This window comes from Microbacterium sp. NPDC058389, from assembly GCF_042722305.1.
In the GTDB taxonomy this organism is placed as follows: Bacteria; Actinomycetota; Actinomycetes; order Actinomycetales; family Microbacteriaceae; genus Microbacterium.
In genome coordinates this window covers 78,368-99,472 of the sequence record NZ_JBHXJQ010000017.1, presented here as the reverse complement: position 1 = coordinate 99,472, position 21,105 = coordinate 78,368, and the positions used below count along the sequence as shown (strand labels likewise).

The following is a 21,105-nucleotide window of genomic DNA, read 5'->3' as shown; positions in this document are numbered from 1 at the left end:
TTTTTGGCGTGGGCTGGGGGACCCGCGGCGGCGGGTGGGGCCCCCGCGGGAGTCGATCCGGAGGATCGGTTGCTGTCAGACGGAATCGGGGTCAGGATGCCGCAAGCGCTGCTGCGACGACGTCCAGGCCCTCGTGGAGCAGGTCGTCGGTGATCGACAGCGGCGGCAGGAAACGGATCACGTTCCCGTAGGTGCCGCACGTGAGCACGATGACGCCCTGTGCGATGGACGCCTTCGCGACCGCGGCGGTGAGCGCGGCATCCGGCTCTCCCGTCGCGGGGTCGACGAACTCGGCCGCGATCATCGCGCCGTGGCCGCGCACGTCGCCGACACGCGGGTCGGCGGCCTGCAGCGCGCCGAGGCGGCCCTTGAGGATCGCCTCGATCTCGCGGGCGCGCTCGAGCATGCCGTCGTTCTCGAACACGTCGATCGCGGCCACCGCGGCGGCGCACGCGATCGGGTTGCCGCCGTAGGTGCCGCCCAGGCCGCCCGCGTGCGAGGCGTCCATGATCTCGGCGCGACCGGTCACGGCCGCCAGCGGCAGGCCGCCGGCGATGCCCTTGGCGGTCGTGATGAGGTCGGGGACGATGCCGAACACCTCGCTCGCGAACATGCGGCCGGTGCGGGCGAAGCCGGTCTGGATCTCGTCGGCGATGAACACCACGTCGTTGGCGCGGCACCACTCGACGATCGCGGGAAGGAACCCGTCGGCGGGGACGATGAAGCCGCCCTCGCCCTGGATGGGCTCGATGATGACCGCGGCGAGGTTGTCGGCGCCGACCTGCTTCTCGATCATCGAGATGGCCTTCTTGGCGGCGAGGCCGCCGTCGAGGCCGTCGCGGTACGGGTACGACAGCGGCGCGCGGTAGATCTCCGACGCGAACGGGCCGAAGCCGCTCTTGTAGGGCATCGCCTTGGCGGTGAGCGCCATCGTGAGGTTGGTGCGGCCGTGGTAGCCGTGGTCGAACGCGACGACGGCCTGCTTGCCGGTGTACTTGCGGGCGATCTTGACGGCGTTCTCGACGGCCTCGGCGCCCGAGTTGAACAGGGCGCTCTTCTTGGCGTGGTCGCCCGGCGTGATGCGGTTGAGGGCCTCGGCGACGGTGACGTACGAGTCGTACGGCGCGATCATGAAGCACGTGTGGGTGAACTGCGCGACCTGCTCCTGCACGGCCTTGACGACCTTGGGGTGCGCGTTGCCGATCGTGGTGACCGCGATGCCCGACCCGAGGTCGATGAGCGAGTTGCCGTCCGCGTCGACGATGACCCCGCCGCCGGCGGCCACGGCCTGCACGGGCGCGGTGTGCCCCACGCCGGCGGCGACGGCGTCGGCCTTGCGGTCCAGCAGCTCCTGCGATCGGGGACCGGGGATGCTGGTGACGAGACGGCGCTCCTGGGGCAGGGTCGGGCCGCCGAGGGGCGTTGCGGTAAGAGTGTCGGCTGCGCTGCTCATGCTCGGGAGCGTATGTCGCCGCTCCGGCCGCTCGCACCCGCCGTCACGTACATTCTGTCCGGGCGGCTGTACGACCCGTACACTCGGGACACATGGACGCCGACGACGCCCCCACGCTGCGCGCACTCCTCGCCCGCCGCGATCTGCAGCTGACCCTGGCCGTCGACGACGTCGAGCCGGCCGCGCTCGACCGTGCGATCCGGTGGGTCCACAGCTCCGACCTCGCCGACCCCACGCCCTTCCTCTCGGAGGGTCTCGTGCTGCTGACCACGGGCACGCAGTTCCCCGGCGGCGACGGCGCGGACGCGTCGGAGCTCTACCGCGCGTATGTGCACCGGCTGGCCGCGCGCGGGGTGGTCGGCCTCGGGTTCGGCACCGAGGTGGTGCGTGACGGCATCCCTCCCGCCCTCATCGACGTGTGCCGTGACGAGCGGATGCCGCTCTTCGAGGTGCCGTACCGCACGCCCTTCATCGCCGTCGCGCGCGCGAACGCCGAGGCGATCGCCGCCGAGGCGTACGCCCGGCGCAGCTGGGCACTCGCGGCCCAGCGGGCGATCGCGCTCGCGGCGCTGCGACCCGACGGCCTCGGCGCCACCGTCGCCGAGCTCGCCAAGCAGCTCGACACGTGGGTGGGCATGTTCGACGCGGCCGGCGAGCCGGCGCGGGAGCACCCGCTGGGCGGGCTTGATCCCGAGACCGCCGCGGCTCTGCAGCGCGAGGTCACCGCGGTGCTGCACCGCGGCGCCCGCGCGGGTTCGTCGCTGCGCATCGACGACACCCCTTTCACGCTGCAGACCCTGGGACGCGGCGGCCACCTGCGCGGCGTCATCGCGATCGCCGCAGGAGACCTCGACCAGGAGGGCCGCGTCGTCGTGACGTCCGTCATCGCGATGGCGGGGCTCGCGCTCGAGCAGCAGCAGGGACTCGTGCGCGCCCGGAGCGCGCTGCGGGCGGGGCTCGTGCAGTCCCTCCTGGCCGGCGACCCGGCGCTTGCACGGCGCACGTCGCGTGAGCTGTGGGGGCCGCTTCCGCCCGCGCCGGTGACGGTGGGACTGACGGATGCCGCCTCCGCACGCGTCGACGGCATCGCCGAGCTGCTGGAGCTGTGGGCCGACGAGCGGCGCGGCGCCCTGTTCTTCGGACGCACCGACGACGGCCTCGTGCTCGTCGTTCCCGCCGGCGACCTGTCGGCGCTGCGTGACCTCGCCGAACGGTTCGAGCTGCGGATCGGCCTGTCGGATCCCGCCGGCTACGACGGCTTCGCCGCCGCGGTGGGCCAGGCCCGCGTCGCCCGCGACCGCGGCCTGGGCGCGATCACCGCCTTCGCGGACGTGTCGCGCGCGGGGGTGCTGTCGGCGTTCACCGACGAGGCGCGCTCGCTCGCACGCGCGGAACTGGCCCCGCTGTACGAGCACGACACCTCGCAGGGCACACACCTCGTCGAGACGCTGCAGGTCTGGCTCGACGAGGACTGCTCGCACGAGGCCACCGCCCAGGCGCTCGGCGTGCACCGCCACACGGTGCGCACCCGGCTGGCGCTCGTCGAGCGCGTGCTCGGGCGCGACCTGTCGTCGTTCGCGACGCGCGCCGAGCTGTGGGCGGCGCTGCGCGCGCTCGACGCCTGATCCGACGCGGTCAGTCGGTCCGGCCGCTGCGGACTTCGCGACACATCGGCAGAGGACGCCGAGCGACCCGCACGGCAGGATGAGCGCATGAGCGAGCCGACCCCCGTCGACCCTGTCCCGAACGGCGAGGTGTCGTGGTGGTGGCGGAGCCTCGGCGGCGCGCCCGCGCCCCGCGCGCCGCTGCCCGCAGACCTGGACGCCGATGTCGCGATCGTCGGCGCCGGTTACACGGGCCTGTGGACCGCGTACTACCTGAAGCGCGCACAGCCGGACCTGCGGATCGTCGTGCTCGAGCAGCGCTTCGCCGGCTTCGGCGCGTCGGGCCGCAACGGCGGCTGGCTCACGAACTCGGTCACGGGCGGCCGCGAGGGCTACGCCGCCACGCACGGACGCGACGCGGCGATCGCGCAGCAGCGCGCGCTCAACGACAGCGTGGACGAGGTGATCGCGGTCGCCCTGCGCGAGGGCATCGAGGCCGACATCGTGAAGGGCGGCGAGTTCGAGGTCGCCCGCACGCCCGCGCAGCTCGCCCGGCTGCAGGCGTTCGCCGCGGCCGAGCAGGACTGGCCCCGCACCGACGTGGAGCTGATGGATGCCGGGGGCGCGGCATCCCGGATCCGCATCGCCGGCGCGCTCGGCGCCGTCTGGCACCCCCACTGTGCGCGCGTGCACCCCGCCAAGCTCGTGCGCGGCCTCGCCGGCGCCGTTCAGCGGCTGGGCGTCACGATCCACGAGCAGACCCGCGTGACCGAGATCGCTCCGGGCCGCGCCGTCACCGACCGCGGCACCGTGAGCGCCACCCACGTGCTGCGCGCCACCGAGGGGTTCACCGCCGACCTCCGCGGCGAGCACCGCGCCTGGCTGCCGATGAACTCGTCGATGATCGTGACAGACCCGCTTCCGGCAGGCTTCTGGGATGCCGTCGGCTGGGGCTCCCACGAGACCCTGGGCGACTTCGCCCACGTGTACATGTATGCGCAGCGCACCGCCGACGACCGCATCGCGTTCGGCGGACGGGGAGTTCCGTACCGGTACGGGTCGCGCGTCGACACCGACGGCTCGACCCAGCGACGCACGATCTCGTCGCTGACGCGCCTGCTGCGCGACTTCTTCCCGGATGCCGCCGGCATCCCGGTCGCACACGCCTGGGCCGGGGTGCTGGGCGTCCCCCGCGACTGGTCGGCGGCCGTCGTGCACGATCGCACAACGGGTCTCGGCTGGGCGGGCGGCTTCGTCGGCACGGGCGTGACCGCGACGAACCTCGCCGGCCGCACGCTGGCCGACCTCGTGCTCGAGCGCGACACCGAGCTGACGAGGCTCCCCTGGGTCGGCCACCGGGCGAAGCGCTGGGAGATCGAGCCGCTGCGGTGGACCGCCGTGAACGCGATCTACACCGCGTACCGGATGGCCGACCGGGCCGAGGCATCCGGTCGTTCGTCACGCACCGCGTGGCCCGCCCACGTGGCGGACCGGGTCGCGGGGCGCCACTGACCTCACTCGCGCACGAGCGCCTCGATGAGACCCGGGAACCGCACGTCGAGCTCGGCACGGCGCAGCTGGATCGCGTGGGTGCGGCCGCTCACGATGGTGCGCGTGAGACCCGCCTCGCGAAGCGTCTTGAAATGGTGCGACAGGGTCGACTTCTGGATGTCGAGCCCCCACACGTCGTATCCCTTCGAGTGCGGCTCGCCGTCGGCGAGCACGCGCACGATCGACAGCCGCGCCGGATCGGCCACCGCGCGCAGCACGCTGACCAGATCGACCTCGTCGATGGCGGGCACCGGGTACGGGTCGACGGCGTCGGCGGGCACAGCATCCTCCACTATTGTTTGACGATCATCGAACAATGCTCTACGGTGACCGTATGACGACGATCGAACAATCGTACCGCGGAACCCTCGGCCGGCTCATCGCACTCGCCGGTGCGACCTTCCTGGTGGGCACCAACGCCTTCGTCATCGCGGGCCTGCTCCCCCGCATCGCCGGCTCCCTGCACACCACCGAGGGTGCGGTGAGCTACACCGTGACCGCCTACGCGCTCGTGGTCGCACTCGCCGCGCCGGCCATCGCGGTGCTGCTGCCGCGCGTGCCGCAGCGGGTGCTCATGGCGAGCGGCGCCCTGCTGTTCGCCGCCGGTGCGGCGATCACGGCCGTCGCCACCGGCGTCGAGTGGTTCACCATCGGGCGCATCGTCGCGGCGCTCGGCGGTGCGGCGCTCGTGCCGACCGCCACCGCGGTGGCCGCGCAGCTCGGGCCGGCCGAACGCCGGGGCCGCTCGCTCGCGATCGTCGGCGCGGGCTTCACGCTCGCGACCGCGCTGGGCGCCCCCGTCGGCACCGCCCTCGGGAGCGCGGTCGGGTGGCGCGCGCCCCTCGCGATCCTCGCTGTCGCGGGCCTGCTGTGGGCAGTGCCGCTCTTCACGGCTTTCCGCCTGCCCGCGGGCGGCGGTGCCGGAACACTGCGCGCCCGCTTCGCGCCGCTCGCCGACGCCCGCGTCGTGCTCACGCTGGGTGCCGTCGTACTCACGGTGGCCGCTTTCAACATCGTGTACATCTTCAGCGCCGCCGTGTCGGCACCAGCCACGGGCGGCTCGGGGGTGCAGTTGGCCACCTTGCTGCTCGTCTACGGCGCGGCGGGCGTCGTGGGCAACGCGCTGGCGGGCGCGCTCACCGATCGACTCGGCAGCCGCACCGCCGCCGTCGGGGCGCTGGCGGTGCAGCTCGTGTGCCTCATCGCCATCGCTCCCCTGGAAGGTTCGTACGCGGGGCTGATCGTCGTCTTCGCGGTGTGGGGCGCCGCCGCGTTCGCGATCACCATCCCGATCCAGCATCGCCTGGTGTCGCTGGCCCCCGCATCGGCCGGCTTCACGATGTCGTGGTTCTCGACCGCGATGTACCTCGGAATCGCGATCGCCCCACCCCTGGGCAACGCCGCAGAGGCCGTCGGCGGCGCGGCGCTCATCCCGGTGGCCGGGGCGATGGCGACCGCCGGCGCGATCGCCCTGTTCCTCGTCGCGTACCGCCGCCGCACCCCGCGACCGGCCCTCTCCGACGTGTCGCGCACCGCGGCCTGACGCCAGCCGAGCTCCCAGCGTCGGAGCGCTGCCAGCTCGGACGGATGCCCCGGCCCCGGCATCCGCTCGCTCCTCCTAGGAACCTGCCCGGATCAGACGATCCGGGCATACAGGACGATCGGCGCCGGATCGGCCTCCTTCCGCCGCATCGCCTGATCTCGGCGACAGCGCGGTGCCGGTCAGCGCGGGGCGTGGGCCTCGAGGAACTCGTAGACGTCGGTCGTGTCGACGCCGGGGAACGATCCCGTCGGCAGCGTCGCGAGCAGCGTTCGCGGGGTGCGGACGTTGGGCCACGACTGGTCGCGCCATGAGGACTCGAGGTCGGCAGGGGCACGCCGGCAGCAAACCTCGACCGAGTGCTTCGAGACTCCGCGGTTCTGGGTGTCGCGGCCGAGGAACCACTTGGTGTCGTCGAACCGCACGCCGACCGACACCGAGTGCGCGCCCTCGCTCGACATCTCGACGCGTGCCGTGCACCAGTACGTGCCGTTCCCGGTGTCGGTGTACTGGTAGTACGGGTTGAAATGATCGTCGACGTCGAACACGACGCGCGACGTCCATTTGCGGCAGCACATCTGCCCCTCGATCGACCCGAGGCGGTCGGTCGGGAAGTTCACGTCGTCGTTCTCGTAGACCTTCGTGATGACGCCCGACTCGTGCACCTTGAGGAAGTGCACGGGCAGCCCGAGGTGCACCGTCGCGAGGTTCGTGAAGCGGTGCGCGGCGCTCTCGTACGACACCGAGTAGGCGTCGCGGAGGTCTTCGATGGAGATCGCGCGGTCGTTCTTGGCGTCCTGCAGGAACGGCACCGCGTGCGCCTCGGGGATGAGCAGGGCCCCGGTGAGGTAGTTGGTCTCGACGCGCTGACGGAGGAAGTCGGCGTACGACGTCGGCTCGCGGTGCCCGAGGATGCGGCTCGACAGCGCCTGCAGCACCGCCGTGCGCGGGTCGCCCTTCGCGGTGAGCCGGCTCGACAGGTACAGGCGCCCGTTCTTGATGTCGGCGACCGAGCGGGTCGTCTGCGGCAAGTCGGGCACGTAGTGCAGCGTGAAGCCGAGGTGGGCGGCGATGTCGGATGCCGTGCGCTGGGTGAGCGGTCCGCCCGGGTGGTCGACCGCGTCGAGGATGCGCCGGGCCTGCTCCTCCAGCTCCGGGAAGTAGTTGTTCTGCGTGCGCATGAGCTTGCGCAGCGCGACGTTGGCGCGGCGCGCCTCCTCGGGGGTGGCGGCGCGCTCGTCGCGGAGCCGCTCGATCTCGCCCTGCAGCGAGAGCATCGCCTTCAGCGCCTCGGTCGGCACGGTCTTGCCGATGCGGAACGGGGGGATGCCGAGCGCCTGGAACGTCTGCCCGCGCATCGCGCGCTCGAGCGAGATCTCCAGGGTCGCCCGCTCATCCAGCGGCTCGGACTCGAGGATCGCGTCGATCGATGAGCCGAGCGCGCGGGCGATCGCCTGCAGCAGCGAGAGCTTCGGCTCACGACGCCCGTTCTCGATCATCGACAGCTGACTCGGGGCACGCTCGACGGCCGCGGCGAGCTCCTCGAGCGTCGTGCCGCGGTCGGTGCGCAGCTGCCGGATGCGGCGTCCGATGGTGAGGGGGTCCACCTCTCCATCGTCGGGTTCTTCTGCCCGGCGATCGGTCGTCGTCAGCGTCGTCATGGACCGATTCTGTCACGAAAACAGAAATCTCTCGAAACTTCACACCCGATTTGGTCAGTTGAGGCCCTGAACTTCACCGGATAGTGGACACACGACCAACCCCGATCGATCCAGACGCGGATCACGGGGATGCCGGGACCCGGACCACACGCCGGAGCGCGGCATCCCTCCCCCTCTCTCACGCAGTCGCTCACAGGAAGGCAGGGACATGACACCTGCAACCGCCACCCCGATGCGCATCCGCACCGGACCGATCCCCACCCAGATCCACCAGCCCATGATCGAGATCGCCGGCCGCCTCGGCCCCCGCTACGACGAGATCCTCACGCCCGAGGCGATCACGTTCCTCATCGAGCTGCACCAGCGCTTCGGCGCCCGCCGCCACGACCGTCTCGCCGACCGCATGCGGCGCCGCTTCGAGATCGGCAACGGCCACGACCCGCAGTTCCGCGACGACACGCGCCACATCCGTGAGGACGCGGACTGGCAGGTCGCCGGCGCCGGCCCCGGGCTCGAGGACCGCCGCGTCGAGATCACCGGGCCCACCGACCCGAAGATGACGATCAACGCCCTGAACTCCGGGGCGAAGGTGTGGCTGGCCGACCAGGAGGACGCCACCAGCCCGACCTGGAAGAACGTCGTCGAGGGCCAGCTGTCGCTGCGCGACGCGATCCGCGGGGAGCTTGAGTACACGAGCCCCGAGGGCAAGCGATACGAGGTCACCGCCACCGAGACGCCCACGATCGTGATGCGCCCGCGCGGCTGGCACCTGCCCGAGCAGCACCTGCGCTTCACCGACCGCACCGGCCGCACGCTCGCCGCGTCGGGGTCGCTCGTGGACTTCGGGCTGTACTTCTTCCACAACGCGCAGCAGCTCATCGCGAACGGCCGCGGCCCCTACTTCTACCTCGCCAAGCTCGAGTCGAGCGAAGAGGCGAAGCTGTGGGACGACGTCTTCACCTTCAGCGAGCAGTACGTCGGCATCCCGCACGGCACGATCCGCGCGACCGTGCTGATCGAGACGCTGCCCGCGGCGTTCGAGATGGAGGAGATCCTCTTCGAGCTGCGCGACCACGTCGCGGGCCTGAACGCGGGCCGCTGGGACTACATCTTCTCGATCATCAAGAACTACCGCGGCCGTGGCGCACGCTTCGTGCTGCCGGACCGCAGCGAGGTGACGATGACGGTCCCGTTCATGCGGGCCTACACCGAGCTGCTCGTGCAGACGTGCCACAAGCGCGGCGCCTTCGCGATCGGCGGCATGAGCGCGTTCATCCCGAACCGCCGCGACCCCGAGGTGACGGCGCGCGCGTTCGAGAAGGTCGCAGCCGACAAGAAGCGCGAGGCCGGCGACGGCTTCGACGGCACGTGGGTGGCGCACCCCGACCTGATCCCCACCGCGCGTGCGGAGTTCGACGCGGTGCTGGGCGATCGTCCCAACCAGCTCGAGCGTCAGCGCCCCGAGGTGCACGTCACCGCGGCCGACCTGATCGATGTGCACATCGGGCGTCCGATCACGACGGCGGGCGTGCACGCGAACGTGTCGGTGGCGATCCGCTACCTCGAAGCGTGGCTGCGGGGCCTCGGCGCCGTCGCGATCGACAACCTCATGGAGGATGCCGCGACCGCCGAGATCAGCCGCAGCCAGGTGTGGCAGTGGATCCACCAGGACCGCACCACCGACGACGGCACCCCGATCACCCGCGACTACGTCGAGGGGCTCATCGCCGAGGTGCTCGCCGAGGTGGAGCGGGGCGACGGCGACCGTTTCGACGACGCCGCGGAGATCTTCCGCGAGGTCGCCCTGGGCCAGGACTTCCCGGCGTTCCTGACCCTCCCGGCCTACAACCGCTACCTGACCGACTCCGAGTGACCGACTCCCCGAAGAAGGAAGAGACATGACCTCCTACCACGCCGACATCGACGCCATCCGGGCGCTCAAGGAGCAGACCGGGCCGAGCTGGGATGCCATCGACCCCGAGTCCGTCGCCCGCATGCGTGCCCAGAACCGGTTCCGCACGGGACTGGCGATCGCGCAGTACACCGCCGACATCATGCGCCGCGACATGGCCGAGTACGACGCCGACTCGTCGGTCTACACCCAGTCGCTCGGCGTGTGGCACGGCTTCATCGGGCAGCAGAAGCTCATCTCGATCAAGAAGCACCTGAAGTCCACGAACAAGCGCTACCTCTACCTGTCGGGGTGGATGGTCGCCGCGCTCCGCTCGGAGTTCGGTCCGCTCCCCGACCAGTCGATGCACGAGAAGACCGCGGTGCCGGCGCTGATCGAGGAGCTCTACACGTTCCTGCGCCAGGCCGACGCCCGGGAGCTCGACCTGCTCTTCACGCAGCTCGACCGCGCCCGCGCGGCCGGCGACGAGACCGCGGTCGACTTCATCCAGTCGCAGATCGACAACCACGAGACCCACGTGGTGCCGATCATCGCCGACATCGACGCGGGCTTCGGCAACCCCGAGGCCACGTACCTCCTCGCCAAGAAGATGATCGAGGCGGGCGCCTGCGCCATCCAGATCGAGAACCAGGTCTCGGACGAGAAGCAGTGCGGCCACCAGGACGGCAAGGTCACCGTCCCGCACGAGGACTTCATCGCGAAGATCAACGCGGTGCGCTACGCGTTCCTCGAGCTCGGCATCGACAACGGCGTCATCGTGGCCCGCACCGACTCGCTCGGCGCCGGGCTCACGCAGAAGCTGGCCGTCACCCACGAGCCCGGCGACCTCGGCGACCGGTACAACGCGTTCCTCGACGTCGACGAGATCTCGCAGGACGAGCTGGGCAACGGTGACGTCGTCATCAAGCGCGACGGCACGCTGCTGCGCCCGAAGCGCCTGGCCAGCAACCTGTACCAGTTCCGCCCCGGGACCGGCGAGGAGCGCGTCGTGCTCGACTGCATCACGTCGCTGCGCAACGGCGCGGACCTGCTGTGGATCGAGACCGAGAAGCCGCACGTCGAGCAGATCGCCGGCATGGTCGACGCGATCCGCGCCGAGATCCCGAACGCGAAGCTCGTGTACAACAACAGCCCGTCGTTCAACTGGACCCTCAACTTCCGCCAGCAGGCGTACGACCTGCTCGTGGAGCAGGGCGCGGACGTGTCGGCCTACGACCGTGCCGACCTCATGAGCGTCGCGTACGACGGCACCGAGCTGGCACTGCTGGCGGACGAGAAGATCCGCACGTTCCAGCGCGACGGCTCGGCGCGCGCGGGCATCTTCCATCACCTCATCACCCTGCCGACGTACCACACGGCGGCGCTGTCGACGGATGACCTCGCGAAGGGCTACTTCGGCGACGAGGGGATGCTGGCCTACGTCAAGGGCGTGCAGCGTCGCGAGATCCGCGAGGGCATCGCCACGGTCAAGCACCAGAACATGGCCGGCAGCGACATCGGCGACAACCACAAGGAGTACTTCGCCGGCGACGCGGCCCTCAAGGCCGGCGGTGCGCACAACACGATGAACCAGTTCGGCTGACTCCCCACGAGAGACGAAGCCAACGCCGATGCCCCGGGCCGAACGGTCCGGGGCATCCGTCGTACGGGTCAGCTGACGCCGGCATCCGAGAGCGCTGCGCGGCCGCCGAGCTGCGCGATCCCGCCGAGGGCCATCGCGACGATCGCGGCGGCGCGCGGACGCATCGTGATCAGGCCCGGGGGATCACCCGCGCCGCCTCTTCCGCGCGCAGCGCCCGCTGCCCGCGGATGCCGCCTGCGAGGGCCCAGCCGAGCAGCCAGGCCCCCGAGCCGATCGTGAGGATCGCCGCGACGCGCAGTGCCGCATCGGGATCGAGCAGCAGGACGACGCTGAAGAGGGCGGCCAGCCCGCCGACGATGGCCCCGGTCGCGCCGATCATCGTGAAGACGCACCCGCGCGCGAGCCACCACGCGATGCCGCCGGCGATGACGAGGACGACGGCGAACGCGACGGCACCCCAGGTCCAGGCATCCACGATGCACACCGTACCGCTCCGGGCCGCCGTGACAACAGACACGGGCCGGACGGATCGTCGTACCCACACCGGGTTCGCACACACTCACGGGCCACGCGTCGTCGATCAGCGGCTGACCCGCGCCCGCGCGCGGACTACGCTCGAGGCGTGACCGAACGCGCACCGCTCTCCCGCAAGCTCTCCGCCATCGCCGAGTCCGCGACCCTCAAGGTCGACGCCAAGGCGAAGGCGCTGCAGGCCGCCGGCCGCCCCGTCATCTCGTATGCCGCCGGTGAGCCCGACTTCGCGACGCCCTCGTTCATCGTGGATGCCGCCGCCGAGGCGCTGCAGAACCCGGCGAACTTCCGCTACACGCCCGCGACCGGTCTCCCCGTGCTGCGCGAGGCGATCGCCGCCAAGACGCTGCGCGACTCGGGCCTGGAGATCGACCCGTCGCAGGTCATCGTCACCAACGGCGGCAAGCAGGCCGTCTACCAGGCCTTCCAGACCGTCGTGAACCCCGGCGACGAGGTGCTGCTGCCGGCGCCGTACTGGACGACCTACCCCGAGGCGATCGCGCTGGCCGACGGCATCCCCGTCGAGGTCTTCGCCGGGGCCGACCAGGACTACAAGGTCACCGTCGAGCAGCTCGAAGCCGCGCGCACCGACCGCACCGTCGCTCTCGTGTTCGTGTCGCCGTCGAACCCTACGGGATCGGTGTACACGCTCGAAGAGACGCAGGCGATCGGCGAGTGGGCCGTCGAGCACGGCATCTGGATCATCTCGGACGAGATCTACCAGAACCTCGTGTACGAAGGCACCCGCGCGGTCTCGATCGTGGAGGCGGTCCCCGAGGCGGCAGGCCAGACGATCCTCGTCAACGGCGTCGCGAAGACGTACGCGATGACCGGGTGGCGCCTGGGCTGGATGCTCGGCCCCAAGGACGCCATCAAGATCGCCGGCAACCTGCAGTCGCACCTGTGCTCGAACGTCAACAACATCGCGCAGCGCGCGGCGCTCGCTGCCCTCACCGGTCCGCAGGACGAGGTCGAGCAGATGCGCCAGGCGTTCGACCGTCGCCGTCGCACGATCGTCGCGGAGCTGTCGAAGATCGACGGCGTCGAGGTGCCCACGCCGCTCGGCGCGTTCTACGCGTACCCCGACGTGCGGGGCCTGCTGGGCCGCGAGTGGGCGGGCGTCACCCCGACGACCTCGCTCGAGCTCGCCGACCTCATCCTCGAGAAGGCCGAGGTCGCGGTCGTCCCCGGTGAGGCCTTCGGCCCGTCGGGCTACCTGCGCCTGTCGTACGCCCTCGGCGACGACGCGCTTCTGGAGGGCGTGCAGCGCCTCCAGCGCCTGTTCGCGTCCTGACGCGCAACACCCTCTCGGAACGTGGATGCCTCGGCCTGAGGGCATCCACGTTTCTCTTTGTCGAGATCGCGCGGTGCCGTTCGTCGTCCCTCATGAGGACCGACGAGAGGACACCCCATGGGACGACGGCTGAAGACGGTGGCCGAGGTGGTCGCCGCACTGGCGAACCTGGCGCCCGCACAGCGAGAGGCGCTGCTCGAGCACGTCGACGACGAGCGGTGCGACGAAGAGGACTAGAGCTCGACGTTCACCAGGACGGGCTCGGGCTGCAGCACCAGGCCGAACTCGGACTGCACGCGTCCCTGGATGAAGCGGGCGAGCTCGGCGAGCTCGGCCGCGGTCGCGTGGCCGCGGTTGGTGAGTGCGAGGGCGTGCTTCGTCGAGAGCCCGGCGCGCGAGCGCGGGAGCTTGAAGCCCTTGCGGACTCCGGCGTGCTCGATCAGCCAGCCGGCGCTCACCTTCACGTCGGACTCGACGGCGGCCGGCGCCGGCACGTAGCCGTCGAAGTCCGCCAGCGGGATGACGAGCACCGGGTCGAGGTCGGGATGCACCGGCCACCGCGGGCATTCGTCGGGGAGCGTGCGCGCGAAGGCCGCCGAGACGACCGCGTTCTGGAAGAACGAGCCCGCGCTGTATGTGTCGGGGTCGTCGGCGTCGAGCACCATGCCCTTGCTGCGTCGCGTCTCGAGGATGCGGTCACGCACCCACTCGAGGGTCACCTCGTCGTCGGGCGCGAGGCGGAGTGCGGTGCGCAGCTGGTCGCCCGCGATCCGGCGGGCGCCGGATCCCACCTCGGGGAGGTCGAGCGTGACCGACAGGATCACCGCACGGCGGGCGGGCACCGAGCCGTAGTGGTGCTTGAGCACCGACGTCCGGAAGCCCAGGCCGAGCTCCGGCGCGGGCACGAGCGACACGTCGCCCGTCGACTCGTCGAGCAGCTCCACCTCGCTGAGCGTCTGCACGATCTCCTGGCCGTACGCGCCGATGTTCTGCACCGGGGCGGCGCCCACGGTGCCGGGGATGCCCGACATCGCCTCGATGCCGCCGAGGCCCTCGGCGACCGCGTACGCGACGACCGCGTCCCAGTCGTGTCCGGCCTGCACGCGGATGCGGGCACGCCCGGGGATGGGCGACGGCAGCCGCTCGATGCCGTTCGTGAGCACGCGCACGACGGTCCCCTCGAACGGGTCGTCGCCGACGAACAGGTTCGAACCGCCGCCGAGGACGAGCCACTCGTCACCCGAGGCCCACACGTCGCGCAGCGCCGCGACCAGCTCGTCGGTCGAGTGCGCGTCGATCATGCGCTCGGGGGTGCCGCCGGTGCGCAGCGTCGTGAGCCGCGACAGCGGGATGGGGTCTACGTCGGGCATGCGTCAGCTGGTCCGGACGCGCACCTGCGCCTTGACGAGCACCGTGGTGCCGTCATGCGACACGGTGAGGTCGATGCGCACGGACTCCTCGTCGACCGCGCCGACCTTGGCGACGACGGTGACGTCCGCGCCGGTCTCGGGGTCGACGACGACCGGCTTCGTGAAGCGCACGCCGTAGTCCAGGATGCGGCCGCTGTCGCCGAGCCACGGCTCGATCGTGCCGACGGCGAGGCCCATCGTCAGCATGCCGTGGGCGAGCACGCCCGGCAGCCCCACGGCCGCCGCGACGTCGTCGCGGTAGTGGATCGGATTGAAGTCCCCGGATGCCCCTGCGTAGCGCACCAGGGACTCACGGGTGAGATGCACCGTGCGCTCGGCGACGACGTCGCCCACGGTCAGGCCGGCGGCCGCTGAGCCTGTCGAAGCGTCGTTCATGCGTCGCCCTCCCCCACGAGCAGGACGGACGTCGTGGTGACGACGTGCGCGCCCGTGGCATCGGTGATCTCGGACTCGCTCGTCACCATCGCGGCGGCTCCCATCGCGCGGATGCCGGTGACCGACAGCCTCGCGGTGAGCTCGTCGCCGGCCACGATCGGCCGCGAGTAGCGGAACTTCTGCTCGGCGTGCAGGACGTTCTGCAGCACGATGCCCGAGTCCGGCTGCGACAGCAGCTGCTGCAGCGTGGCGTCGGTCACGACGATCGCGAAGGTCGGCGGCGCGACGACGTCGGCGTAGCCGAGCGCCTGCGCGGCCGCGGGGTCGGTGTGCTGCGGGTCGTCGGCGAAGACGGCGCGCGCGAACTCGCGCACCTTCTCGCGACCCACGAGGTAGGGGGGCGTCGGCGGGAAGTCGCGACCGACGAGCTCGGGGTTCACTGGCACCCAGCCATCCTACCGAGCGGCCCGGGCGGCCTCCGCGGCCGGTACACCTCGCGCGACGCGGTTCAGGCGGGGCGGCGGCGGCCCCGCCAGGCGCGCAGGCCCATCTGCACGGCGATGAACGTCAGGTACACGGCGAACAGCACGTTGCCCAGGAACGGGTCGACGATCGTCGCGATCCACGCGCCGAGCGCGGTCGTGGTGCAGGCCGCGAGGCCGACGACGGCCGCGGCGGCGAGGTCGACGTTGCCGCGGCGGATGTTGCCGACCGTCCCCGACACCGCCGTCGGGATCATCATGAGCAGCGACGTGCCCTTCGCGACGAGGTCGCTGGTGCCGAACAGCACCATCAGCACCGGCACCACGATGATCCCGCCGCCGACGCCGATGAGACCCGACAGGATGCCGGTCCCGACACCCACCACGACCAGTGCCGCTCCGCTCCACCAGGTGAGGACCAGTTCGGCGTCCCGCGACGGGATCACGAGGAACAGGCTCACGATCACCGCGACGAGGAATCCGACGAAGGCCCACCGCAGCACGGTGAGCGACAGCCGCGGCAGCAGCCAGGTGCCGATCTGCGCGCCGACGACGGCGCCGAGCGCCAGCAGCAGCGCCGGGATCCATGCGACCGAGCCCGTCACGGCGTACGAGATCACCCCGACGGTCGCCGTCGGCACGATCGCCGCGAGCGACGTGCCGGCCGCCAGCCGCTGGTCGAAATGCAGGAACAGCACGAGGAACGGCACGATGACGGTGCCGCCGCCGACACCGAAGAGCCCCGACAGCACACCCGCGGCCAGGCCGATGCCGATGCAGGTGAGATAGAAGCGCGTGTCGTGGGGGCGACGCTCCGTGCCAGGGGCGCTCATTCGTCGTAGTACAGGTCGTCGATCACCCACGCGGCGCCGTCCGGCACGAGCGTGTAGTGGTAGACGGTGGCTCCGGACGCCGGGTCGGCGGGGTCGCCGTTCTCGTCGACGAGGAGCGTGTAGGTCTCGTTCGTCGTGACGTCGATCTCGTCCTCGGCCGACTCGACGCCGGTGACCGCCAGGGTGTAGTCGTCGAAGGTGTCGTCGAAGTTCGCGGCGTCGCTCTGGAAGGTCTCGCAGTCGACGTACTGGCTCGCCGCGCGGAACTCCTCGGTGGTCACGGCGAGCAGCTCGTCGCAGTCGCCCGTCTGCCACGCGTGGTCGTAGGACTGCACGGCGGCGACGGCCGCCTTCTCGTCGTCGGTCTGCGCGGCGCTTCCGCCCGACGACACGTTGAGGATCAGCAGCGGCACGACGACCGCCACCGCGATGACGATGCCGAGCAGCACGACGCCGAGCACCACCCAGATGATCCAGAGCTTCGACTTCCGCGGCTCGGTCGCCGCCGTGAACGCGCCGCCGGGGTATGACGCCTGCGGGTACGCGGGGTCGGCCGGATACTGCGGCACGTACTGCGGTGCCGCGCCGTACTGCGGCGCCGCGCCGTACTGCGGTGCCGCGCCGTACTGCGGAGCCTCGGGCTGGACCGCACCGTAGGGCGCAGCCGCGGCGGGCTCGGCGACCGGCTGCTGCGGCGCAGCCGCGGCGGGGTTCTGCTGCGCGAGGTAGGCGGCGACGCCCGGATCGATCGCGGGCGCCGCGGGGGCGACGGGCGCCACGGGCTGGGCGGCCTCGGGCTCGAACCCGAGCTGCGTGGCGACGATCTCGGCCTCGGTCGGCGCCACGGACGGCTCAGGGTCGGGCTGGGCGACGTGCTCCGTCCACTGGACGCCGTCCCACCAGCGCAGCGCGCCGTGACCGTCGTCGTACCAGCCGGGAGGAGTCGTCGTCATGCTCAAACCCTATCCCCGCGCGGCGCGTGGGTCGGATGCCGCCTGCCGCGGCCCGGGAGCGTCCGGGCCGCGGCATCCCTCGTTCCGGTCAGCGATCGAGGACCGCGCGCACGCTCGCCTCGGGGCTGAGGTCGAGGCGACGCAGCAGCTGCGCGTTGAGCGCGACGACGACCGTCGACAGCGACATCAGGATCGCGCCGACCGACATCGGCAGCACGAAGCCGATGGGGGCGAGCACGCCCGCTGCGAGCGGCACCGAGATGAGGTTGTAGCCCGCGGCCCACCACAGGTTCTGCGTCATCTTGCGGTAGCTGGCACGAGACAGCTCGATGACCGACAGCACCGAACGCGGGTCGCTCGAGGCGAGGATCACGCCCGCCGAGCCGATCGCGACGTCGGTGCCGGCGCCGATGGCGATGCCGACGTCGGCGCGGGCGAGCGCGGGCGCGTCGTTCACGCCGTCGCCGACCATCGCGACCTTCAGCCCCTCGGCCTGCAGCTCGGCGATCTTGCGCTCCTTGTCTTCGGGGCGGACGCCGGCGAACACGCGGTCGATGCCCAAGGCCTGGGCGACCGAGCGGGCGACGGGCTCGGCATCCCCCGTGATCATGACCACCTCGACGCCGAGCTTGTGCAGCGCCTCGACGGCCTCGTGGGACTCGGGGCGGATCTCGTCGGCGAGCGCGAGCCCGCCGACGACCTCGCCGTCGCGCACCACGTGCAGCACGATCGAGCCCTGTTCCCGCCAGGCGTCCGCGGCCGGCACATCCGAGCCGCCGACCTCGTCGAGCAGGCGCGGACCGCCGACCCGCACGGTGGTTCCCGCGATGGTCGCGGTCACGCCCACCGCCGGCGCGGACTGGAACCCCGTCGCCGGAGCCATCGCGAGGCCGCGCTCCCGCGCCGCCCGCACGATGGCACGGGCGAGCGGGTGCTCGCTGTCGGCCTCGGCGGATGCCGCGAGAGCCAGCACGCCGTCGGCGTCGAGGCCCGCGGAGGCGGCGATGTCGACGACCGTCGGCTCACCCTTGGTGAGGGTGCCGGTCTTGTCGAACAGCACGGCGCCGATCGTGCGCATGCTCTCCAGCGCCAGGCGGTCCTTGACGAGGACGCCGCCGCGCGCCGCACGCTCGGTCGCGATCGAGACGACGAGCGGGATCGCAAGCCCCAGCGCGTGCGGGCACGCGATCACGAGCACCGTGATCGTGCGGACGACGGCTTCGTCCGGCATCCCGAGCGCGCTCCACACCACCGCGGTGAACGCGGCCGCACCGAGCGCGAACCAGAACAGCCAGCCCGCGGCGCGATCGGCCAGGCGCTGCGCGCGGGACGTCGAGTTCTGCGCGTCGGCGACGAGGCGGCGGATGCCGGCGAGCGTGGTGTCGTCGCCGGTCGCGGTGACCTGCACCCGCAGCCCGGAGTCCGTCGCGACCGTGCCCGCGGTCAGCTGGTCACCCACGGTGCGCGTGACGGGCCGGGACTCGCCGGTGACCATCGACTCGTCCATGTCGGCGCCGCCGTCGACGATGCGGCCGTCGGCCGGCACGCTGCCGCCTGGGCGGACCACGACGACGTCGCCGACGCGCAGGTCGGACGGCGAGACGGTCACGATGCGATCGCCCTCGACCCGCTCCGCCTCGTCGGGGAGCAGCGCCGCCAGCGAGTCGAGCGCGGAGGTGGTCTGCGCGAGCGAGCGCATCTCGATCCAGTGGCCGAGCAGCATGATCACGATGAGCAGCGCCAGCTCCCACCAGAACTCCAGCTCGTGGTGCAGCAGCCCGAGGCTCGCTCCCCACGACGCGAAGAAGGCCACCGTGATCGCGAGGCCGATCAGCAGCATCATCCCAGGCCTGCGCGCCCGCAGCTCCGACACGGCACCGGTGAGGAACGGCCAGCCGCCCCAGAAGTACATGACGGTGCCGATCAGCGGCGAGACCCAGGCGACCCACGGCGCGTCGGGCAGCGTGTAGCCGAGCACCATCGCGAACATGCCCGAGAAGGCGACGACGGGCACCGCGAGGATCAGGTTGATCCAGAACAGCCGGCGGAACCGTGCGACGTGGTCGGCCCCGTGACCCGCGTGGCCGCCGTGACCCGCGTGGGCGTCGTGTTCGACATGGGCGTCGTGGCCCGCCATCGCGGCGTGATCGTGGCCCGCGTGGGCGTCATGGCCGTCGCCCGCCATCGCGGCGTGGTCGTGACCCGCGTGGGCGTCGGCGGACGGGGCCACGGCGGTGGCGGCATCCACTCCCCCGTCGTGGGCGCGCCCAGAGTGGTCGTGCCCGGCATGATCGTGGGAGGCGTGGGCGCCGCCGCCATGGTCGTGGTGGTCGCGCTGCGGATCGGTCACGAGGTTCTCCTCATCGAAGGGGACGGTTCCGTTATACCCCCTAGGGGTATAACGGTCAATGCGCCGACGCGTTCGGGTATTCCCGTGCCGATGCACCGGTTCCGGATGTCGGCGCCCCGGGCCACACTGGCGGTGACCCCGATTCGCCAGAGGAGCCGAAATGGACATCATCCTGGTCGCCGGTCTGTGGATGGGCGGGTGGGCCTGGTACGAGGTCTCGCCCGCGCTCGAGGCCGCCGGCCACAGACCCGTCCCGGTGACGCTGCCGGGAATGGGATCGGTGGATGCAGACCGCTCGACGATCTCGCTCGCCGATCATGTCGCGGCCGTCGTCGAGGCGATCGACGCCGCCCCCGGCGAGCAGGTGGTGCTGGTCGGGCACTCCGCCGGCGCGGGCATCGTGTACGCGGCGGCCGACGCGAGGCCCGAACGCGTCGCGCGGCTGATCCTCGTCGGCGGCTTCCCGACCCCCGACGGCAGCCCGCTGCTGAACGGGTACGAGCCCGTCGGCGCGGAGCTGCCCCTGCCCGACTGGGGCGAGTTCGACGACGCCGACCTGCGCGACCTCGGCGAAGGGGGCATGGCCGCCTTCCGCGCGTACGCCGTGCCGTCGCCTGCGGGCGTGGTGACAGGCATCCAGCAGCTGCACGACGAGCGCCGCTTCGACATCCCCGTCACCGCCGTCGCGACCGAGTACTCCGTCTCCGACCTGCGGGGCTGGATCGCGGCGGGCGCCCCTCCCGTGCAGGAGTTCACGCGCCTGCGCGACGTCACCTTCGTCGACCTGCCCACCGGGCACTGGCCGATGCTCACGCGACCGCAGCAGCTCGCGCGCGTCATCGTCGCGCAGCCGCCGATCGGCGACGGCACCATCGAGCCCGACGTCGACGTCATCAGCGCCCGGGCGTTCCACGCCTCCGAAGGCGTCGAGGACTGGCGGGTGCTCTACGGCGGGGCCCACGCGTTCTTCCGCGCCGAGTCGCTCGGCCACGGCGCACGGCTCGTCGCCGAGGTGGTCGCGATCGCCGAGGAGCAGGGTCACTTCCCCGACCTCGATGTGCGGCCCGAAGGCGTCTTCGTGAAGACCTTCAGCCGACGCGACGGGGCACTCAGCGCCGCCGACGCCGAACTCGCCGCAGCCGTCTCGCGCGCCGCCCGGCGATTGGACCTCGAGCCCGACCCGTCGGTGCTCACCGTGCTCGGGATCGCGGTGGTGCAGAGCCCGGACGCACGCGTCCGCCCGTTCTGGACCGCGGCGCTCGGGTACGACCCCCTGGGCGCCGACGACGCGGTGGATCCGCTGCGACGAAGCCCTCACCTGTGGTTCCAGACGATGGACCCGCCGAAGTCCGGCCGGGGACGGACGCACATCGACGTCTCGGTGCCGCGAGACCTCGTCGACAGCCGCGTCGCCGCCGCGCTGGCCGCGGGCGGCCGACTGGCCGACGACTCGCACGTACCGAAATGGTGGACGCTCGCGTCGCCCGACAACCACGGTGTCGACCTCGCCGCGTGGTCGGACGACTCGGACGAGGCGCGCTGACCCAGCGGGGT

17 protein-coding genes are annotated in these 21,105 nt (G+C 71.8%); 7 read left to right on the top strand and 10 right to left on the bottom strand.

Annotated elements, in window-relative coordinates; all coding sequences use genetic code 11:
- Positions 1-91 precede the first annotated feature (91 nt).
- Positions 92-1,453 (bottom strand): 4-aminobutyrate--2-oxoglutarate transaminase, encoded by a 1,362-nt coding sequence (gabT, locus tag ACFWJ8_RS18200; protein WP_378814189.1) that lies wholly within the window; start codon positions 1,451-1,453, stop codon positions 92-94.
- Between the two features lie 92 nt (positions 1,454-1,545).
- Here gabT and ACFWJ8_RS18195 point away from each other — a divergent pair, with 92 nt between their 5' ends.
- The gene (locus ACFWJ8_RS18195; RefSeq protein ID WP_378814187.1) at positions 1,546-3,078 is read left to right on the top strand and encodes a PucR family transcriptional regulator; all 1,533 of its coding nucleotides are present in this window, start codon (positions 1,546-1,548) and stop codon (positions 3,076-3,078) included.
- A gap of 87 nt (positions 3,079-3,165) precedes the next feature.
- On the top strand, positions 3,166-4,569 hold the full coding sequence (locus ACFWJ8_RS18190; RefSeq protein ID WP_378814185.1) for an NAD(P)/FAD-dependent oxidoreductase: 1,404 nt from the start codon (positions 3,166-3,168) through the stop codon (positions 4,567-4,569).
- 2 nt (positions 4,570-4,571) lie between these two features.
- On the opposite strand, the gene ACFWJ8_RS18185 is transcribed toward ACFWJ8_RS18190, so the two are convergent.
- Positions 4,572-4,889 (bottom strand): ArsR/SmtB family transcription factor, encoded by a 318-nt coding sequence (locus ACFWJ8_RS18185; RefSeq protein WP_378814183.1) that lies wholly within the window; start codon positions 4,887-4,889, stop codon positions 4,572-4,574.
- Positions 4,890-4,942: 53 nt separating this feature from the next.
- Here ACFWJ8_RS18185 and ACFWJ8_RS18180 point away from each other — a divergent pair, with 53 nt between their 5' ends.
- A complete protein-coding gene (locus ACFWJ8_RS18180) occupies positions 4,943-6,151 on the top strand; it encodes an MFS transporter (RefSeq protein WP_378814181.1) in 1,209 nt (402 codons plus the stop codon).
- Positions 6,152-6,330: 179 nt separating this feature from the next.
- Here ACFWJ8_RS18180 and ACFWJ8_RS18175 read toward each other — a convergent pair whose 3' ends face one another.
- A complete protein-coding gene (locus ACFWJ8_RS18175; RefSeq protein WP_378814179.1) occupies positions 6,331-7,809 on the bottom strand; it encodes a helix-turn-helix domain-containing protein in 1,479 nt (492 codons plus the stop codon).
- Positions 7,810-8,017: 208 nt separating this feature from the next.
- On the opposite strand from ACFWJ8_RS18175, the gene aceB reads away from it, so the two are divergent.
- Positions 8,018-9,682, top strand: a complete 1,665-nt coding sequence (aceB, locus tag ACFWJ8_RS18170; protein WP_378814177.1) for a malate synthase A — start codon at positions 8,018-8,020, stop codon at positions 9,680-9,682.
- A gap of 25 nt (positions 9,683-9,707) precedes the next feature.
- Positions 9,708-11,303, top strand: a complete 1,596-nt coding sequence (locus ACFWJ8_RS18165) for an isocitrate lyase (RefSeq protein WP_378814176.1) — start codon at positions 9,708-9,710, stop codon at positions 11,301-11,303.
- A 169-nt stretch (positions 11,304-11,472) separates the two neighbouring features.
- Here ACFWJ8_RS18165 and ACFWJ8_RS18160 read toward each other — a convergent pair whose 3' ends face one another.
- Positions 11,473-11,778, bottom strand: coding sequence for a hypothetical protein (locus ACFWJ8_RS18160; RefSeq protein ID WP_378814174.1), 306 nt, complete (start codon positions 11,776-11,778; stop codon positions 11,473-11,475).
- A 147-nt stretch (positions 11,779-11,925) separates the two neighbouring features.
- Between ACFWJ8_RS18160 and ACFWJ8_RS18155 the strand changes: the two genes are divergently transcribed.
- A complete protein-coding gene (locus ACFWJ8_RS18155; RefSeq protein ID WP_378814172.1) occupies positions 11,926-13,128 on the top strand; it encodes a pyridoxal phosphate-dependent aminotransferase in 1,203 nt (400 codons plus the stop codon).
- A 233-nt stretch (positions 13,129-13,361) separates the two neighbouring features.
- On the opposite strand, the gene ACFWJ8_RS18150 is transcribed toward ACFWJ8_RS18155, so the two are convergent.
- The 6 genes from ACFWJ8_RS18150 to ACFWJ8_RS18125 all read right to left on the bottom strand — a co-directional run bounded on the left by ACFWJ8_RS18150 (position 13,362) and on the right by ACFWJ8_RS18125 (position 19,386).
- Positions 13,362-14,498, bottom strand: a complete 1,137-nt coding sequence (locus ACFWJ8_RS18150; protein ID WP_378814170.1) for a UDP-N-acetylmuramate dehydrogenase — start codon at positions 14,496-14,498, stop codon at positions 13,362-13,364.
- 3 nt (positions 14,499-14,501) lie between these two features.
- Positions 14,502-14,933, bottom strand: a complete 432-nt coding sequence (locus ACFWJ8_RS18145) for a MaoC/PaaZ C-terminal domain-containing protein (protein ID WP_378814168.1) — start codon at positions 14,931-14,933, stop codon at positions 14,502-14,504.
- Entirely contained in the window at positions 14,930-15,379 is a 450-nt protein-coding gene (locus ACFWJ8_RS18140) for a MaoC family dehydratase N-terminal domain-containing protein (RefSeq protein WP_378814166.1), read from the bottom strand. Before ACFWJ8_RS18140 ends, ACFWJ8_RS18145 begins: the two co-directional genes overlap by 4 nt.
- A 62-nt stretch (positions 15,380-15,441) precedes the next feature.
- Positions 15,442-16,248 carry a sulfite exporter TauE/SafE family protein gene (locus ACFWJ8_RS18135; RefSeq protein WP_378814164.1) on the bottom strand — a complete coding sequence of 269 codons (807 nt, stop codon included), beginning with the start codon at positions 16,246-16,248 and terminating at the stop codon, positions 15,442-15,444.
- Positions 16,245-17,201 (bottom strand): DUF2510 domain-containing protein, encoded by a 957-nt coding sequence (locus ACFWJ8_RS18130; protein WP_378814163.1) that lies wholly within the window; start codon positions 17,199-17,201, stop codon positions 16,245-16,247. The genes ACFWJ8_RS18135 and ACFWJ8_RS18130 overlap by 4 nt, the downstream gene beginning before the upstream one ends.
- Positions 17,202-17,289: 88 nt before the next feature.
- The gene (locus ACFWJ8_RS18125; protein WP_378814191.1) at positions 17,290-19,386 is read right to left on the bottom strand and encodes a heavy metal translocating P-type ATPase; all 2,097 of its coding nucleotides are present in this window, start codon (positions 19,384-19,386) and stop codon (positions 17,290-17,292) included.
- 325 nt (positions 19,387-19,711) lie between these two features.
- On the opposite strand from ACFWJ8_RS18125, the gene ACFWJ8_RS18120 reads away from it, so the two are divergent.
- A complete protein-coding gene (locus ACFWJ8_RS18120) occupies positions 19,712-21,094 on the top strand; it encodes an alpha/beta fold hydrolase (protein ID WP_378814162.1) in 1,383 nt (460 codons plus the stop codon).
- The last annotated feature ends 11 nt before the right edge of the window (positions 21,095-21,105 follow it).